The 13816-nt window shown below is 61.2% G+C and carries 13 protein-coding genes; 8 read left to right on the top strand and 5 right to left on the bottom strand.

Annotated elements, in window-relative coordinates; translation table 11 throughout:
- Positions 1 to 388: 388 nt before the first annotated feature.
- Positions 389 to 1162, top strand: a complete 774-nt coding sequence (locus NW855_RS08230) for a ZIP family metal transporter (RefSeq protein WP_414508650.1) — start codon at positions 389 to 391, stop codon at positions 1160 to 1162.
- Positions 1163 to 1191: 29 nt separating this feature from the next.
- Positions 1192 to 1974, top strand: a complete 783-nt coding sequence (locus tag NW855_RS08225; RefSeq protein WP_099834843.1) for an alpha/beta hydrolase — start codon at positions 1192 to 1194, stop codon at positions 1972 to 1974.
- On the opposite strand, the gene NW855_RS08220 is transcribed toward NW855_RS08225, so the two are convergent.
- The gene (locus NW855_RS08220; RefSeq protein ID WP_099887409.1) at positions 1940 to 2713 is read right to left on the bottom strand and encodes a DUF3598 family protein; all 774 of its coding nucleotides are present in this window, start codon (positions 2711 to 2713) and stop codon (positions 1940 to 1942) included. The genes NW855_RS08225 and NW855_RS08220 overlap by 35 nt on opposite strands.
- Before the next feature lie 50 nt (positions 2714 to 2763).
- On the opposite strand from NW855_RS08220, the gene NW855_RS08215 reads away from it, so the two are divergent.
- The 3 genes from NW855_RS08215 to NW855_RS08205 are packed head-to-tail and all read left to right on the top strand — an operon-like array spanning position 2764 to position 3787.
- A complete protein-coding gene (locus tag NW855_RS08215) occupies positions 2764 to 3126 on the top strand; it encodes a hypothetical protein (RefSeq protein WP_071813522.1) in 363 nt (120 codons plus the stop codon).
- A 4-nt stretch (positions 3127 to 3130) separates the two neighbouring features.
- Complete coding sequence (locus tag NW855_RS08210) at positions 3131 to 3271, top strand: hypothetical protein (protein ID WP_011430697.1); 141 nt, start codon at positions 3131 to 3133, stop codon at positions 3269 to 3271.
- A 12-nt stretch (positions 3272 to 3283) separates the two neighbouring features.
- Positions 3284 to 3787 carry a cadmium resistance transporter gene (locus NW855_RS08205; protein ID WP_049749765.1) on the top strand — a complete coding sequence of 168 codons (504 nt, stop codon included), beginning with the start codon at positions 3284 to 3286 and terminating at the stop codon, positions 3785 to 3787.
- A gap of 284 nt (positions 3788 to 4071) precedes the next feature.
- Here NW855_RS08205 and murB read toward each other — a convergent pair whose 3' ends face one another.
- Both murB and murC read right to left on the bottom strand, forming a co-directional pair.
- Positions 4072 to 5010 carry a UDP-N-acetylmuramate dehydrogenase gene (murB, locus tag NW855_RS08200; RefSeq protein WP_099883796.1) on the bottom strand — a complete coding sequence of 313 codons (939 nt, stop codon included), beginning with the start codon at positions 5008 to 5010 and terminating at the stop codon, positions 4072 to 4074.
- Complete coding sequence (gene murC / locus NW855_RS08195; RefSeq protein WP_099813067.1) at positions 5007 to 6539, bottom strand: UDP-N-acetylmuramate--L-alanine ligase; 1533 nt, start codon at positions 6537 to 6539, stop codon at positions 5007 to 5009. The genes murB and murC overlap by 4 nt, the downstream gene beginning before the upstream one ends.
- 264 nt (positions 6540 to 6803) lie before the next feature.
- On the opposite strand from murC, the gene NW855_RS08190 reads away from it, so the two are divergent.
- The 3 genes from NW855_RS08190 (at position 6804) to NW855_RS08180 (ending at position 10059) form a co-directional block, all read left to right on the top strand.
- Positions 6804 to 7949 carry an ABC exporter membrane fusion protein gene (locus tag NW855_RS08190; protein WP_011430700.1) on the top strand — a complete coding sequence of 382 codons (1146 nt, stop codon included), beginning with the start codon at positions 6804 to 6806 and terminating at the stop codon, positions 7947 to 7949.
- Positions 7950 to 7958: 9 nt separating this feature from the next.
- On the top strand, positions 7959 to 9143 hold the full coding sequence (devC, locus tag NW855_RS08185; protein WP_011430701.1) for an ABC transporter permease DevC: 1185 nt from the start codon (positions 7959 to 7961) through the stop codon (positions 9141 to 9143).
- 178 nt (positions 9144 to 9321) lie between these two features.
- Positions 9322 to 10059: a DevA family ABC transporter ATP-binding protein gene (locus tag NW855_RS08180; RefSeq protein WP_011430702.1), complete on the top strand. Its 738-nt coding sequence runs from the start codon at positions 9322 to 9324 to the stop codon at positions 10057 to 10059.
- On the opposite strand, the gene NW855_RS08175 is transcribed toward NW855_RS08180, so the two are convergent.
- The gene (locus NW855_RS08175) at positions 10056 to 11024 is read right to left on the bottom strand and encodes a GDP-L-fucose synthase family protein (RefSeq protein ID WP_041438425.1); all 969 of its coding nucleotides are present in this window, start codon (positions 11022 to 11024) and stop codon (positions 10056 to 10058) included. The two genes, NW855_RS08180 and NW855_RS08175, sit on opposite strands and share 4 nt — an antisense overlap.
- Before the next feature lie 50 nt (positions 11025 to 11074).
- Positions 11075 to 13726 (bottom strand): alanine--tRNA ligase, encoded by a 2652-nt coding sequence (alaS, locus tag NW855_RS08170; RefSeq protein WP_099813066.1) that lies wholly within the window; start codon positions 13724 to 13726, stop codon positions 11075 to 11077.
- Positions 13727 to 13816: the final 90 nt, after the last annotated feature.

Genomic DNA, 13816 nt, shown 5'->3' with positions numbered 1-13816 from the left:
TACTGATCAATCCATCCTCCTTCCGAAGTTGGTTTGCTAAGTGCTGCTATTGTACTCCTTGAGCCCTTAACAGGCTGTACAAGGGTTGCAATTGCTTTTTTCTTCATTGCTTTTTCCTCACTATCGCCACCTAAACACACTGACAGGTTGTTTTCCGCAGGAGGAGTGGCCGCTCAACTAGAGAAAGCTTAGCCTCGAAACCAGCTTGTTGGGAGTGATGAGAAGCACTGACACCTAGGTTTATACTGCTTGGCAGCTTCAGGATCCCTAGGCTAAGCAGCCAGAGAGTCATTTTCAGCTGTCGAGGAAAAAGAGCTGGTGGAGGGTTTCCCAGGCAGGCAAAAAAAGGGAAAAATTGAAAAGCATTTGGCTTGGTAAGGAGGATCTTGTGCATCCAATCGCGATGGGATCCCTGGCTAGCTTTATCGCCGGCTTGGCGACGGGGCTGGGGGCTTTGCCGGCCCTTTTTCTTCCCTCGCTCTCCGAAAGGGTACAAGGGATCCTGCTGGGGTTTGGGGGTGGGGTGATGCTGGCGGCCACCTCTTTTTCCCTGCTGGTGCCGGGCACCGAGGCAGCCATAGCGCTGGGGTATTCCCCATTTGGGGCGGCTGTGGTGATGGTGGCAGGCCTGTTGTTGGGGGCGATCTTCCTGGAGAGTGCCCACCGCTTTTTTCCCCACGAGCACTTTTTCAAAGGGGTTGAAGGGGAGAACCGCGCCCATTTGAAACGGATTTGGCTGTTCATCATTGCCATTGCCCTGCACAATTTCCCGGAAGGACTGGCGGTGGGGGTGGGATTTGCCACCGGCCAAGTCAGCGATGGGTTGGCGCTGGCCCTGGGGATCGGCCTGCAGAACATGCCGGAAGGGCTGGTGGTGGCCTTGTCGCTGGCCAGCCAGGGGTATTCGCGGCTGTTTGCTTTTGCCATTGCCCTGCTGACCGGGCTGGTAGAGCCCATCGGCGGCATCGTGGGAGCGACGGTGGTCACTTTGGCTCAGCCGCTGCTGCCCTGGGGCATGGCCTTTGCCGCTGGTGCGATGTTGTTTGTGATCTCGGATGAGATCATCCCCGAGTCGCACCGGCAGGGGTTGGAGCGGGAGGGCACCTTTGGCGTTCTCAGTGGGTTTGTGGTGATGCTGCTGCTGGATATTGCCCTGGGTTAAAAAGGGATCCCGTCCTGAGGTGAGGTTTTATGCTGAGCAACGAGCCTTTTCTGTGGCGGGGAAGAGGGGATCATGCCTGCCTGCTGCTGCACGGGTTGGGGGGTGGCGTCTACGAGTTGCAGTGGCTGGCGGAGCGGCTGTTGGCAGCCGGCCTGACGGTGCAGGGGTTTAACTATCCCGGCCACGACCGCCCGGCACCCCGCATGCCCCCTTCCCGCTGGACGGAGTGGTACGGGCGGGTTTTGGAACATTACCTGGCGCTGCAGCAGGAGTACCCGCGCCTTTCGCTGGTGGGGTTTTCCACCGGCTGCCTGTTGGCGCTGCACCTGGCCTTTGCCCACCCTGTCCACAAATTGGTCCTGCTGGCGCCGTTTTTTGCCATTCGCCACCGCTGGTACTATCTCTTTCGCCCGGAGCAGTACCTCAACAGCCTGGGCTGGCTCTTGGAAGAGGTTCCCCGCTTTCGCCTGCCGATTCGGGATGGCGATGTCCGCGCGTTGGCAGAAAGAGTGGCCTATTTGCGCAGCTTCAATCTAACGGCGGTGCGCAGCGCCCTTGAGCTCATCGAGCGGGTCAGGGGGGAAGTAGCCAGCATCCAAGTTCCCACCCTCATCCTGCAGCCGCGCCAAGATACAGTGGTGGATCCCGACCAGGCGGCGTGGCTCTACCGGGAGCTGGGATCCGCCGAGAAGACCCTGCATTGGCTGGAGCGCTCCGACCACGTTCTCACCTTGGACTGCGAGCGGGAGACGGTGTTTGCCCAGGTCTGCGCCTTTCTCACCCCGGATCCCGCTCCAGCCGCATCAGCGTAACCCGCTGCCAGGCGCCGCCCTCGTCGTAGTCGCGCACCAGGCGCAGCAGGTGGCGGCCCTCCGGCCCTTCCGGAAACCAGCTCAGGCTGAGGGAAAAGCGGCGATCCCGATGAAGGGTGGGGATGGGCAAGGGATCCGGCCCGCCCATCCACAGCCCCCCCGGCAAGGGATCCCAAGGGCTGGCCCACTCTGAGAGATCTACATGAGTTTCGCTAAGCAAGCTATCGGCAGCAGAAAAGCTCTGGGCGATCCCCCGCCATCGCCCTTGCAAGGCCTCTCCCAGTTGCGCTTGGGTCAGCGCAGGAAAGTCGGCCCCAAGATCCAGCACCTGGCCGCGCCGCTCCAAGATGACCGTCACCCGCACCAGGCGGCCCTGGGGATCCCACTGCTGCACCACCCGCGCCTTGCGCTCTCCCCAAAGAAAGCCCTGCTCGACGGCAAAATCGCCAAACGGTGCCAGCTGCAGCCGCCCGTTGGAAAAGGAGCCATCGGGGAAAAAGCGCAAGCCGGGCGAGAAATCTTGATAGACCCAGCTCTGGCGGCTTGTTGGGGTAGGGGATCCCTCTAGGGGGTAGTAGGCATTGGTTTGGCGGATTGCGTCCCGATCCAAAGCCTCAAAGGTGATGAGGCTGCGCTTTTGGCCCACCAGCTCCCAGCCGTGGGCGGTGGGTCGATACTCGGAAAAGAGCCCGTGCCATTCTCCCAGGTGCAGGGCCAGGCATTCTCTCTGGGTTGTCATGAAGCACTGTGAAGTAACATTAGGGAGACGCAACGCGGAAGACAGAGCCGATGGGGAGGAAGTTCCGAGGTGGCATTTTACTGGTTTTGGGGTTTATGCTCTCGCCCTTTTCCTGGTGGAACGATTTGTTCTTCAACCTACCCATTGCCTATGGATTTGGCTACCTCTGCAGCTTGTGGCAGCCCCAGTGGCTTTTGGGAGGAACCCTTGCCGGGTACTGGCTTTCCAACTTGATTGGCCTTCTCCTGATGCAGTTTGGCGCTACTGATGTGGTTGAGCAAGGGGATAAACCCCGCAACCTAAAGCGCGATCTCGTTATTAGTTTGGCTTCTTCTACTGCCTACACTTTGGCGATCCTCGGGCTGGTGCAGCTTCACCTTGTCGATATCGGCGCCCTCTTCCCCACTTCTTAAGCTCATGCCCCTCCCTCTTTTCTGGACAACGCTGGCGGAAGGGATCCTCGCCTTTATTGCCACCCACATCGACGACTTTTTTGTGCTGGTTGTGTTGTTTGCCCAGGTGCAGATCCAACCTACTTGGAAGGGCTGGCAGGTTTAGCTGGGGGGCTACTTGGGCTTGGCAGGATTGATCTTGATCAGCCTTTTGGGGTACTTGGGGGGCCTGGTGCTGCCGCCATCTGCCATTGGCCTGCTGGGACTGATCCCGCTGGCGGTGGGCGGCTGGAAATTGTGGCGATCTGAAGCGGAAGAAGCCCTGTCGAAAGAGCTGGAAAAACTGCAAGATCGACCACCCGCAAAGACTGGGCTGCTCTTTTTGCCCTCGCCAGCTCTGCTGTCCATGCTCCTCACCTTTGCCAATGGCGGGGATAACATCAGCTTGTACGTTCCTTTGTTTGCCGGCAGCACCCCTCTCCAGTTGGCTCTCTTTTCTATAATTTTCTTTTTGATGAAAGGGCTGTGGTTTGCCATGGCTCAAAGGCTGACGGTGCAACCGGAAGTGGCCAAGATCTTGGCTGAACAGGGAGAGCGCTGGGTACCCTGGATTTTGATGAGATTAGGGGTGTGGATCCTGTTCAAAAACGAAACTTGGCGATGGCTGCTCGGGATCCCGTAGCGGGCGGAGTCCCTTCGAGTTTCAGTCGTTGTGCCGCTCTGAAGCCGGATCCTAGTTCAGATCTTCGTGGCGGTGTTCCCGTTCCCGCCAATCAAATAGCGGCGTTCTTCCGCGCTTGTGGGGGACTGATTGAGTTGTGCAATTAGTTGTGCAATTAAGCGACGTAAAGTAGCCGTGCCCTAACCATAAACTGACGCAAAATAATCAACGAGAATCCATCAAGGACTGGTGAGGACAGTTCAAGATCAGAACCATCCAATCATCAAAAAATGGGGTAGGCCAAATTAACTTATCAAAGGATCGTCAAAAGATCCCAGAATGCGCACTTCTGGCTCTAGGAATATCGACCATCGTTGATAAACCTTTTCTTGGGCCAAGCAAATCAGACGGTAGATGTCGTTGGCGCTGGCCTGACCACAATTGAGGATGAAGTTGGCATGGCGCTCGGAGATCTGGGCCCCGCCAATCCGGTAGCCCTTCAGACCGACCTGCTCAATTAGCCAGCCGGCAGGATAGGTTTCGGGGTTGCGAAAGACGCTGCCACAACTGGGCAGATGATAGGGCTGAGAGCTCAGGCGCTGGTTGAGGTGGCGCTGGGTTTGTCGCTGCACCTGAGCCGGATCCCGGCCTGGGAGTAACTGCAGCGTTGCCCCCGTCACCGTCCAAGGAGAGTCCTGTAGCCGCGAGCGGCGGTAGCCAAATTGCAGATCGACCGGTTCTAAGCGGCAGGGCTCCTGCTCTTCATCCAAAATCTGCACTTCCACCAACACGTCCGACATGGCGCGCCCGTGGGCGCCGGCATTCATCACCACCGCTCCCCCCAGCGTGCCCGGGATCCCGATGGCCCACTCCAAGCCACTCCAGCCCCGCTTGGCGGCTGCCCGCGCCAGGTTAACCAAAGGTTCTCCGGCAGCGGCCCAGATCCTCCCCCCCTCCAACAGTTGCATCCCGCGCAAACGCCGGGTGTGGATCACCAGCCCCGGCAGGCCGGCATCGCTGATGAGCAGGTTGCTGCCCGCCCCCAACAGTGTAACCGGGATCCCTTGCGCCCGCGCCCAGGCCAAACATTGCTGCAGCTCCAGATTGTTGTGCGGCTCGCAATACCACTCCGCCTTGCCGCCCACCCGAAAGCTGGTCAGAGGGGCCAAGGGGATCCCCGCTTGAATCCGTCCAGAGAGTCGGGCAACGCTTGAGGCATTGGGCACGCAGGGAGCTGTAGTCATGATGCCAATACCTCAGAAGCCCCCATCTCCCTGATCCCATCCTCCGCTTGCCCCGGCAATTTCCCTTCAAAGTTTGCCAGAGGCTGCTCCCCCAGCCGAGCCGCATAGGCCCGCATCGTAGCGGCTATCTGTTGATTGAGATCGCCTGCGCCCAAAAAAATTGCCAGATCTCCAGGTTGCAAGATAGACGGCAACACCTGCGGCAATTGCGGCAAAGAAGACACATAACGTACATGGGGATGGTGCTCCGCCACCGACACGGCCAGCCGCAAGCTGTCGGAGCCCTCAGGCGCTGCTTCTCCCGCCCCATAAGTGGGCACGATCACCACCACCTGCGCATCCGCAAAGCAGCAAGCAAAGTCCTGGAACAACTTGGCCAAGCGGCTGTGGCGATGGGGCTGGAACACCGCCACCACCCGCCGCTGCTGCAGCCGTGCCGCCCGCAGCGTAGCCCGAATCTCGCTGGGATGATGGGCATAGTCGTCGATAAAGGTGACCCCACCCACCTCGCCCCTGTGCTCAAAGCGGCGCCGCACTCCCGGAAACTGGGCCAGAGCAGAGGCAATCACGGGGAACTCCAAGCCCAGCTGCCGCCCCACGGCAACCGCGGCCAGAGCATTGCTGAGGTTGTGGGATCCCAGCACCTGCAGGCGGAGCTGGCCGAGGAGGGATCCCCTTTCCCAGATCTCGGCAGAGGTGCAATCGGCAGTGTAGAGGATCTGACGGGCCTGGTACTGGGCTTGGGGATGGCCGGCCAGGCTGTAGCCGATGTCCACCTTGAGGTGGGTGGCCACGTTGGGGCAGTCCAGACAGGCCACCAGGGTTTGGCTCTGCTGCCCATACTGCTGAAAGGCCCGGATCACCTGCTCCAGATTGGCGTAGTGATCCGGGTGGTCTAGCTCAATGTTGGTGATCACGCCAATTTGGGGATAGAGCCGCACCAGGGATCCATCCGACTCGTCCACCTCGGCTACCAGGTATTCCCCCTGGCCTAGACGGGCATTGCCATCCCAGGCGTCCATCTCCCCGCCGATGATCAAGGTGGGATCCCAGCCCGCCGCCAGTAACATGTAGCCAATCATGCTGCTAGTAGTGGTCTTGCCGTGGGTGCCCGCCACCCCAATGCTGGGACGATGGTTAAACAGGGCAGCCAGCAAATCGGCTCGATGCCAAACCTTTAGTCCCTTGTCCAGCGCCGCCGCTAATTCCGGGTTGGTGGGGCGAATGGCGCTGGAGTAGACCACCTGGGGATCCCCGGCCAAACCCTCCAGAGTGTGCCCCTGAATAAAGCGCACCCCCAAGGCTTCCAGGCGACGGGTGCGGCCATTGGCGGCAATATCCGACCCTGAAACCCGAAACCCCTGCTTGGCCAAAATGTAAGCCAGAGCCGACATCCCGACCCCGCCGATCCCGACAAAATGATAAGCCGGAAGTAGCGGGTTCAACGGATCTAAATTTTTCGCAGGCGGAGATGGAGAACGAGCTGGCGCCGGCGCAACGGCATCTTTCCCCCCAACTGTTTCCACCATCGCAACTCCACCTCACTCCTCGCACCACACCTAGAAATCGGCACCTGCAGAAAGGCCCCGGACACGGCAGATCATATCAGGAATCCCTTGGGTTAGGTAGCCGACGAAGGTCGACAACCGAAGACAAGCCGGAGAAAAACGAATACCCGAAAAATAAACACATGAGAAAAACCTGGACATCCTTGCCCCATAAACTTTACATTTATTAAAGAATTGCAACTGTAACGACCGACCTCAACCGCAAAACTCAACGAGTAGGGAACGATGAATCAGCGGCTACTCTGGTCTATTGCGGGAGCTGGATTGCTGGCCGGAACTGGGCTGGCCTGGCTGGGCCTGAGCCAGCAGGCGGCCACCCAATCCGTATCAGAGAATGCAACGGAGGAGACGCGGCTACCTCCCCGCGTTGGCGCCCTGGGTCGCCTGGAGCCGGAAGGAGAGGTGGTGCGGGTGGCCGGCCCTCCGGGAGAGCGACTGGGAGAGCTGCTAGTGGCCGAAGGGGAGCGGGTGAGGGCGGGGCAAGTGTTGGCCCGTCTGGAAAGCTATCGAGAGCGCCTGGCCGAGCGGGAGTATGCTGCTGCCCAACTCCAAGAAGCCCGCGCCCGGCTGGAGGCCGAGACCCGCTTTGGCCAAGCTCAAGTGGAAGAGGCGCGCACCCGCCTCAGCCGCCTAGACGAACCGCAACAGATGCAGATCCGATCCCAGGAAGCGGTGGTGGAGCGCCTTCGGGCGGAGCTGGCCGATGCCGAGGCCAACCTGGCTCGCTTCCAGGCCCTGTGGCAGGAGGGGGCTATCTCCCAGCAGGAGCTAGACCAGAAAGCTCTGCTGGTGCGGCAACGGCAGGAGGACTTGCGGGCTGCCGAGGCCACTCTGGATCAACTGCGCCTGGCCCGCGAGCGGGATCTGCGCAACGCCCAAGCCCAGGTGCAAGCTGCTGAAGCGGGGCTGAGGCGGGCGCAAGCGCAAGTGCAACTGGGATCCCTGGCCCGCAACCTGGAGCTGGCGGAGGCCCGTCTGGAGCGCACCCTCATCCGCGCCCCCCGGGCCGGCCAGGTGCTCAAGATCCGCACGCGGCCTGGGGAAGTTATCGCTGCCGACACAGGGATCCTCGAGCTGGGCAACACCGACCAGATGATGGTGGTGGCGGAGGTCTACGAAACCGACATCCTGCGGGTGCGGCCCGGACAACGGGCCACCATCAGCAACCGCGCGCTGCCAGAAACGCTGCAGGGCCGGGTGGAGCGGGTGGGCCTGCAGATCGGCAAAAAAGACGTGCTCAACACCGACCCCGCCGCCGATGTGGATGCCCGCGTGGTGGAGGTGTACATCCGCCTGGATCCGGAAAGCAGCGCCCGCGTGGCCGGCCTGACCAACCTGCAGGTGGATGTGGCCATCGAGGTCGAGGGGTAGGAGGGGGGAATGTCCGGCCTGTTCAGCGTAGCGTTTATCGGGCGGCGCATCCCCTTGGCCTGGCTGCAGTTGACGCGGGAGAAGATCCGCCTGCTGGTGGCCCTGGCGGGCATTGCCTTTGCCTGCATTCTCATGTTCATGCAGTTGGGCTTCCAGGACAGCCTCTTGGAAAGCGCCATCCGCTTCCACGTCGCCCTCAAAGGGGAGATCTTCCTGGTCAGCCCCCAGTCCAACGCCCTCATTGCCATGAACACCTTTTCCCAGCGGCGGCTCTACCAGGCGTTGGGCTTTGAGGGGGTACGGGCCATCTCGCCCGTCTATGTGGGCTTTGCCCTCTGGAAAAACCCCCAGACCCGCCGCACCCGCAGCATCTTTGTGGTGGGGGTGGATCCCTCTGCCGACCTGCTGGAGTTGCCGGAGCTGACCCCCGACAAGTTGGAGGAGATCAAGAAAGCAGACGTGGTGCTCTTCGACCGCCGCTCCCGCAGCGAGTTTGGCCCCATCCCGGAGTGGTTTGAGGCCGGTCGAGAAGTTTTTACTGAAGTAGGCAACCGCCGCGTCCAGGTGGGGGGCCTGTTCAAGATGGGGGCCACCTTTGGCGCCGATGGCACCATCCTCACCAGCGACCTCAACTTCCTGCGCATCTTTCCCCAGCGGGAGCGCGGCCTGGTGGATATCGGCGTAGTGCAGCTGCAGCCGGGAGTGGATCCCCAGCCGTTGGTGCAGCAGATGCGGGCCTTGCTGCCGGAAGATGTGCGGGTGCTGTCGCGGGCAGAGTTTATCGATATGGAGCAAAGCTACTGGGAGGAGGGCACGGCCATCGGCTTTATTTTCGGCCTGGGGGTGGCCATGGGCTTCATCGTCGGCATTGTGATTGTCTATCAGATCCTCTACACCGATGTATCCGATCACCTGGCGGAATATGCCACCCTCAAGGCCATGGGCTACACGGATACTTACCTGTTGGGGGTGGTGTTTCAAGAAGCTATTTTGCTGGCCGGCTTGGGGTATATTCCAGCTTTTGCCCTGGCAGTTTTGCTCTACGATTTGACGGCCAATGCTACGTTGCTGCCGATCGCCATGACCTTCAACCGGGCGGTGTTGGTGCTGCTGCTGGCAGTGAGCATGTGCTTTATCTCGGGGGCCATTGCCGTGCGGCGGCTGCGGGCAGCCGATCCCGCCGACATTTTCTAAGTTTTGGCAAGAATGGAGGAGGCAGATGGATTGTTGAATAGCTTGATCAACTGCCCAAAGACTTCTGGGATCCCTTCAATAGGCTTCTGGATGGTTCAATCGCGGCGGTTCCGATGATGGCCCAAGCGGTTACTGAATTGAATTGTCAACCCAAGTTGTTTGAGATTTTGAGCTCCCTATGCTGCCTTCCCTTCTCGATCAAGCTGCCCTCGCTTCCACCCAACATGCCGTTGAGCCGGTGGTCAAAGCCGAAGGGGTGAACCACTACTTTGGCGAGGGATCCCTGCGCAAGCAAGTGCTTTTTGACATCAACTTCGTTTTGCAGCCGGGGGAGATCGTGTTGTTGACCGGCCCCTCTGGCTCCGGCAAGACCACGCTGCTCACGCTCCTGGGAGCTTTGCGCTCGGTGCAAGAGGGCAGCCTGCGGGTGTTGGGGCAGGAGCTGCGGGGCGCTAAGCCCAACACCCTCATCCAGATCCGCCGCCAGGTGGGGTACATCTTCCAGGCCCACAACCTGCTGCGCTCCCTGACGGCGGCCCAAAATGTGCGCATGGCCCTGGAGCTGCACAACGGCCTTTCTCCTCAACAGGTGCAGCAGCAGGCAGAAGCGATGCTGGCGGCGGTGGGTTTGGGGGATCGCGTCCACTACTACCCGGAGCAGCTTTCGGGAGGGCAGAAGCAGCGGGTAGCCATCGCGCGGGCCCTGGTCAGCCACCCCAAGTTGGTGCTGGCCGACGAGCCGACCGCAGCCCTGGACAGCAAGTCGGGCCGCGAGGTGGTGACCCTGATGGAGAAGTTGGCGCGAGAGCAGGGCTGCACCATCCTCATGGTGACCCACGACAACCGCATCCTCGACATTGCCGACCGGGTGTTGCACATGGAGGATGGCCGCCTGGAGAGCCAGGTTGTTGCCTAGTTTGCCGGGGCGTGGCGGCGGTACCACTCGATGGTGCGCTGCAGCCCCTCCCGCAGGCTCACCTTGGCCACAAAACCTATCCTCTCGCGGGCTTTGGAGACGTCCAAGCAGCGGCGCGGCTGGCCGTTGGGCCTGTCGGTTTGCCAGCGGATCTCGCCCCGAAACTCCATCAGCTCGCAGATGAGGGCGATGAGATCCCGAATGGAGATCTCCTCGCCGGTGCCCAAATTGAGTGGCTCAGGGCTGTTGTAGAGCTGGGTGGCCAGGAGAATTCCCCGAGCCGCATCTTCGGCGTAGAAAAACTCGCGGGTGGGGCTGCCATCTCCCCACACCTCGACGTAGTTCTGGCCCCGCTGCTGGGCTTCATGCACCTTGCGGATCAAGGCCGGGATCACGTGGGAGCTTTCCGGATCGAAGTTGTCCATGGGGCCGTAGAGGTTTACCGGCAGGAGGTAGATGCCGTTGAAGCCGTACTGCTGCCGGTAGGCCTGCAGTTGCACCAGCAGGGCTTTCTTGGCGATGCCGTAGGGGGCGTTGGTCTCCTCCGGGTAGCCGTTCCAGAGATCTTCTTCCTTGAAGGGGACGGGGGTGAACTTGGGATAGGCGCAGATGGTGCCCACGCAGACAAACTTCTCCACCCCCGCCAGGTAGGCGGCGTGGATGAGCTGGGATCCCATGATCAGGTTGTCGTAGAAGAGCTCCGCCGGCTTGGCCTGGTTGAGGCCGATGCCGCCCACATGGGCCGCCAAATGGATGACGACATCTTGTCCCTGCACCACCTCTTGGCAGACCTCCCAGCGGCGCAGGTCGTGGGTGCGGGAGCGTGGGATCCGCACCTGCTCCGGCTTGACCCCCAGGAGTTGCAACTGCTGCAGGACGTGTTTGCCCAAAAAGCCGCTCCCTCCGGTAAGCAAGATGCGCTTTTGGCTGAGATCGATGGCACTGGACAAGCTGTTGGGCGTCATGGCTGGCGCGGAAAATCCCCGGCTTTCATTATGGGGTAAGGCGGCAGCTCCTAACTGCCCAAGCCTGAAGACAGCTCTGCCTGTAGCCGCTCCTGGGCCACCTGCAGGGCTTGGGCCAGTTTCTCTGGCTGTTTGCCGCCGGCCTGGGCCAGGTTGGGCCGCCCACCGCCACCGCCGCCTGTCAGCTTGGCGATCTCGCCGATAAAGGAGCCCGCTTTGAGACCAAGTTTCTGCACCGCCGGGCTAAAAGCCGCAACCAGGCTGACCTTGCCAGCTTCCGGCACCGATCCCAGCACCACTGCCCCTTCTCCCAGTTTGTGGAGCAGATGTTCGGCAGCAGTTTTCAGCGCCTCGGGGGGAGTGGATCCCAGTTCCGCCGCCAAGATCTGCAGATTGCCAACAGCTACAGCCTGGGGCAGGAGCCGCTCTGCCTGCAGCAAGGCCAATTGGCTGCGCGCCTCCTCGAGCGCCCTCTGGGCGGCCTTCAGCTCCGCCTGCAAAGCCGCCACCCGCTCCGGGATCTCCTGGGGCTTGGCCTTGAATTGGGCGCTCAGCTCCCGCACGACGCTATCCCGCTCGTTTAGGTATTCCAGCACCGCCGGCCCAGCTACCGCCTCGATGCGGCGGATCCCGGCCGCTACGCCACTCTCGGAGATGATCTTGAACAGGCCGATCTCGGCAGTGTTGCTGACGTGGGTGCCGCCACAGAGCTCCATTGACACCCCCGGAAAGTCAACCACCCGTACCTCGGCGCCGTATTTTTCCCCGAACATGGCTATTGCCCCCCTGACCTTGGCCTCTGCCAGGGGCATGATGGAGACTTGCGCAGGATGGGCCTCGGCAATCCAGGTGTTGACCAGATCCTCAACCTGCTGCAGCTCTTCGGGGGTGAGGGGACGCGAGAGGGTAAAGTCGAAACGCAGCCGGTCAAAAGCCACTAGAGATCCCGCCTGGCTAATAGAGGGATCGACAACCTTTTTCAGGGCTGCCTGCAGCAGGTGGGTGGCTGTGTGGTGGGCCTGGGCGCGCCGCCGGCAGGCCAGGTCAATCTGGGCCTGCACCGGATCCCCCACCCGCAGGATCCCCCGTTCTACCCGGCCAAAGTGGACAAACAGATCCCCCCGCTTCTGCACATCCTCCACCCGCACCAACACTCCGTCGCCGGCCAGGTAGCCGCGATCCCCGATTTGGCCCCCGGACTCCGCATAAAAAGGCGTGCGATCCAAAACCACCTGCACCGACTGCCCGGCCTCTACCTGGGGCACCGACTTCCCTTCCACCAGCAGGGCCTCCACCACGCCGCGGGCAGAAGACTGGCTGTAGCCCAAAAACTCCGTCTCGATTAAAAACTCGGCCAGCTCGTCCAGGGATCCCTGGGCCGTGACGTCGAGGGTTTGGTGGGCGGCGCGGGCCCGCTGCCGCTGTTTTTCCATCTCTTGCTCGAAGCCCTGCACATCCACGCTAAAGCCGCGCTCCTGGGCAATTTCCTGGGTCAGCTCCAACGGGAAGCCGTAGGTGTCGAAGAGCTTGAAGGCGTCGGCACCCGAGATCTGCTTGGGCGCGCCACTGGCCGTGACGTTGGCAAACAGATCAAACAGCAGCCGTTCCCCCCGCTCCAGGGTCTTGAGAAACTGCTCCTCTTCCCGCTGCAGCTCGGCCTTGATCACCGCCTCCCGCTCCCGCACCTCCGGATAGGCGGCCTCCGCCAACTGGATGGCCGTCTCCACCACCGGCAGGGTAAAGGGCTCGCCGATCCCCAAGAGGCGCCCGTGGCGCACCATCCGCCGGATCAGCCGCCGCAGCACATAGCCCCGGTCCACGTTGGAGGGGATCACCCCATCGGCAATGAGATGCATCACCGCCCGCGCGTGATCCCCAATTACCTTGAGGGAGACTTTCTGCTCGGGGCTGGCCTGGAAGTAGTCCACCCGGGCAATCTCGGCCGCCTTCTGCACAATAGGGAAGATCAAATCGGTCTCATAGTTGTTGGGGACTCCCTGCAGCACCTGAGCCAGCCGCTCCAGTCCCAGGCCGGTGTCGATGTTTTGCCTGGCCAAGGGAGTGAGGCGGCCCTCGCTGTCCCGGTTCAGCTCCATGAACACCAGGTTGTAGATCTCCAAAAAGCGAGAGTCGTCCCCTAGGTCGATCTGCTCATCCCCCAGCTCCGGCTTGAAGTCGTAGTAGATCTCCGAGCAAGGGCCACAGGGGCCGGTGGGGCCGGCAGCCCAGAAGTTGTCCTCCTCCCCCATGCGCCGGATGCGGTGGGGTGGGATCCCGATCGCATCGCGCCAGAGGGCAAAGGCCTCCTCATCTTCTCGAAAGACGCTCACCACCAGGCGCTCTGGCGGCAGGCCAAACACCTCTGTCACCAGCTCCCAGGCCCAGGTGATGGCTTCTTTTTTGAAGTAGTCGCCAAAGCTGAAGTTGCCCAGCATCTCAAAAAACGTGTGGTGGCGGGCCGTCCGTCCCACGTTCTCGATGTCGTTGGTGCGCACGCATTTCTGGGCAGTCGTGACCCGTGGGTACTGTGGATCCTGATGGCCGAGGAAAATCGGCTTGAAGGGCAGCATGCCGGCGATGGTCAGCAGCACCGTCGGATCCTCCGGCACCAAGGAGGCGCTGGGCAATACCTGATGGCCCCGCTGGGCGTAGAAATCCAGAAAAGCCTGCCGGATGGCGGCACCGGAGAAGGATGGAGACATGGCCAAGGCAAAGGGTAACTGTATTGATCAATTCTAGGTTTTTTGGCTCTGGGGCAGTTGAACTCCCGCTCTCGGATGGGGCCAGTGTCG

Source organism: Synechococcus sp. RC10B2, assembly GCF_047502635.1.
The sequence above is the reverse complement of the archived record's forward strand: the minus strand, read 5'-3'. Positions and strand labels throughout refer to the sequence as shown.

Excerpts from the sequence above, each read along its gene's own strand:
- NW855_RS08215 (WP_071813522.1), top strand. The coding sequence starts at position 2,764 with ATGGGGAGGAAGTTCCGAGGTGGCATTTTACTGGTTTTGGGGTTTATG.
- murB (WP_099883796.1), bottom strand. The coding sequence starts at position 5,010 with ATGACTACAGCTCCCTGCGTGCCCAATGCCTCAAGCGTTGCCCGACTC.
- murC (WP_099813067.1), bottom strand. The coding sequence starts at position 6,539 with ATGGTGGAAACAGTTGGGGGGAAAGATGCCGTTGCGCCGGCGCCAGCT.
- alaS (WP_099813066.1), bottom strand. The coding sequence starts at position 13,726 with ATGTCTCCATCCTTCTCCGGTGCCGCCATCCGGCAGGCTTTTCTGGAT.
- NW855_RS08190 (WP_011430700.1), top strand. The coding sequence starts at position 6,804 with ATGAATCAGCGGCTACTCTGGTCTATTGCGGGAGCTGGATTGCTGGCC.
- NW855_RS08175 (WP_041438425.1), bottom strand. The coding sequence starts at position 11,024 with ATGACGCCCAACAGCTTGTCCAGTGCCATCGATCTCAGCCAAAAGCGC.
- NW855_RS08225 (WP_099834843.1), top strand. The coding sequence starts at position 1,192 with ATGCTGAGCAACGAGCCTTTTCTGTGGCGGGGAAGAGGGGATCATGCC.
- NW855_RS08180 (WP_011430702.1), top strand. The coding sequence starts at position 9,322 with ATGCTGCCTTCCCTTCTCGATCAAGCTGCCCTCGCTTCCACCCAACAT.
- NW855_RS08220 (WP_099887409.1), bottom strand. The coding sequence starts at position 2,713 with ATGACAACCCAGAGAGAATGCCTGGCCCTGCACCTGGGAGAATGGCAC.
- NW855_RS08210 (WP_011430697.1), top strand. The coding sequence starts at position 3,131 with ATGCCCCTCCCTCTTTTCTGGACAACGCTGGCGGAAGGGATCCTCGCC.
- devC (WP_011430701.1), top strand. The coding sequence starts at position 7,959 with ATGTCCGGCCTGTTCAGCGTAGCGTTTATCGGGCGGCGCATCCCCTTG.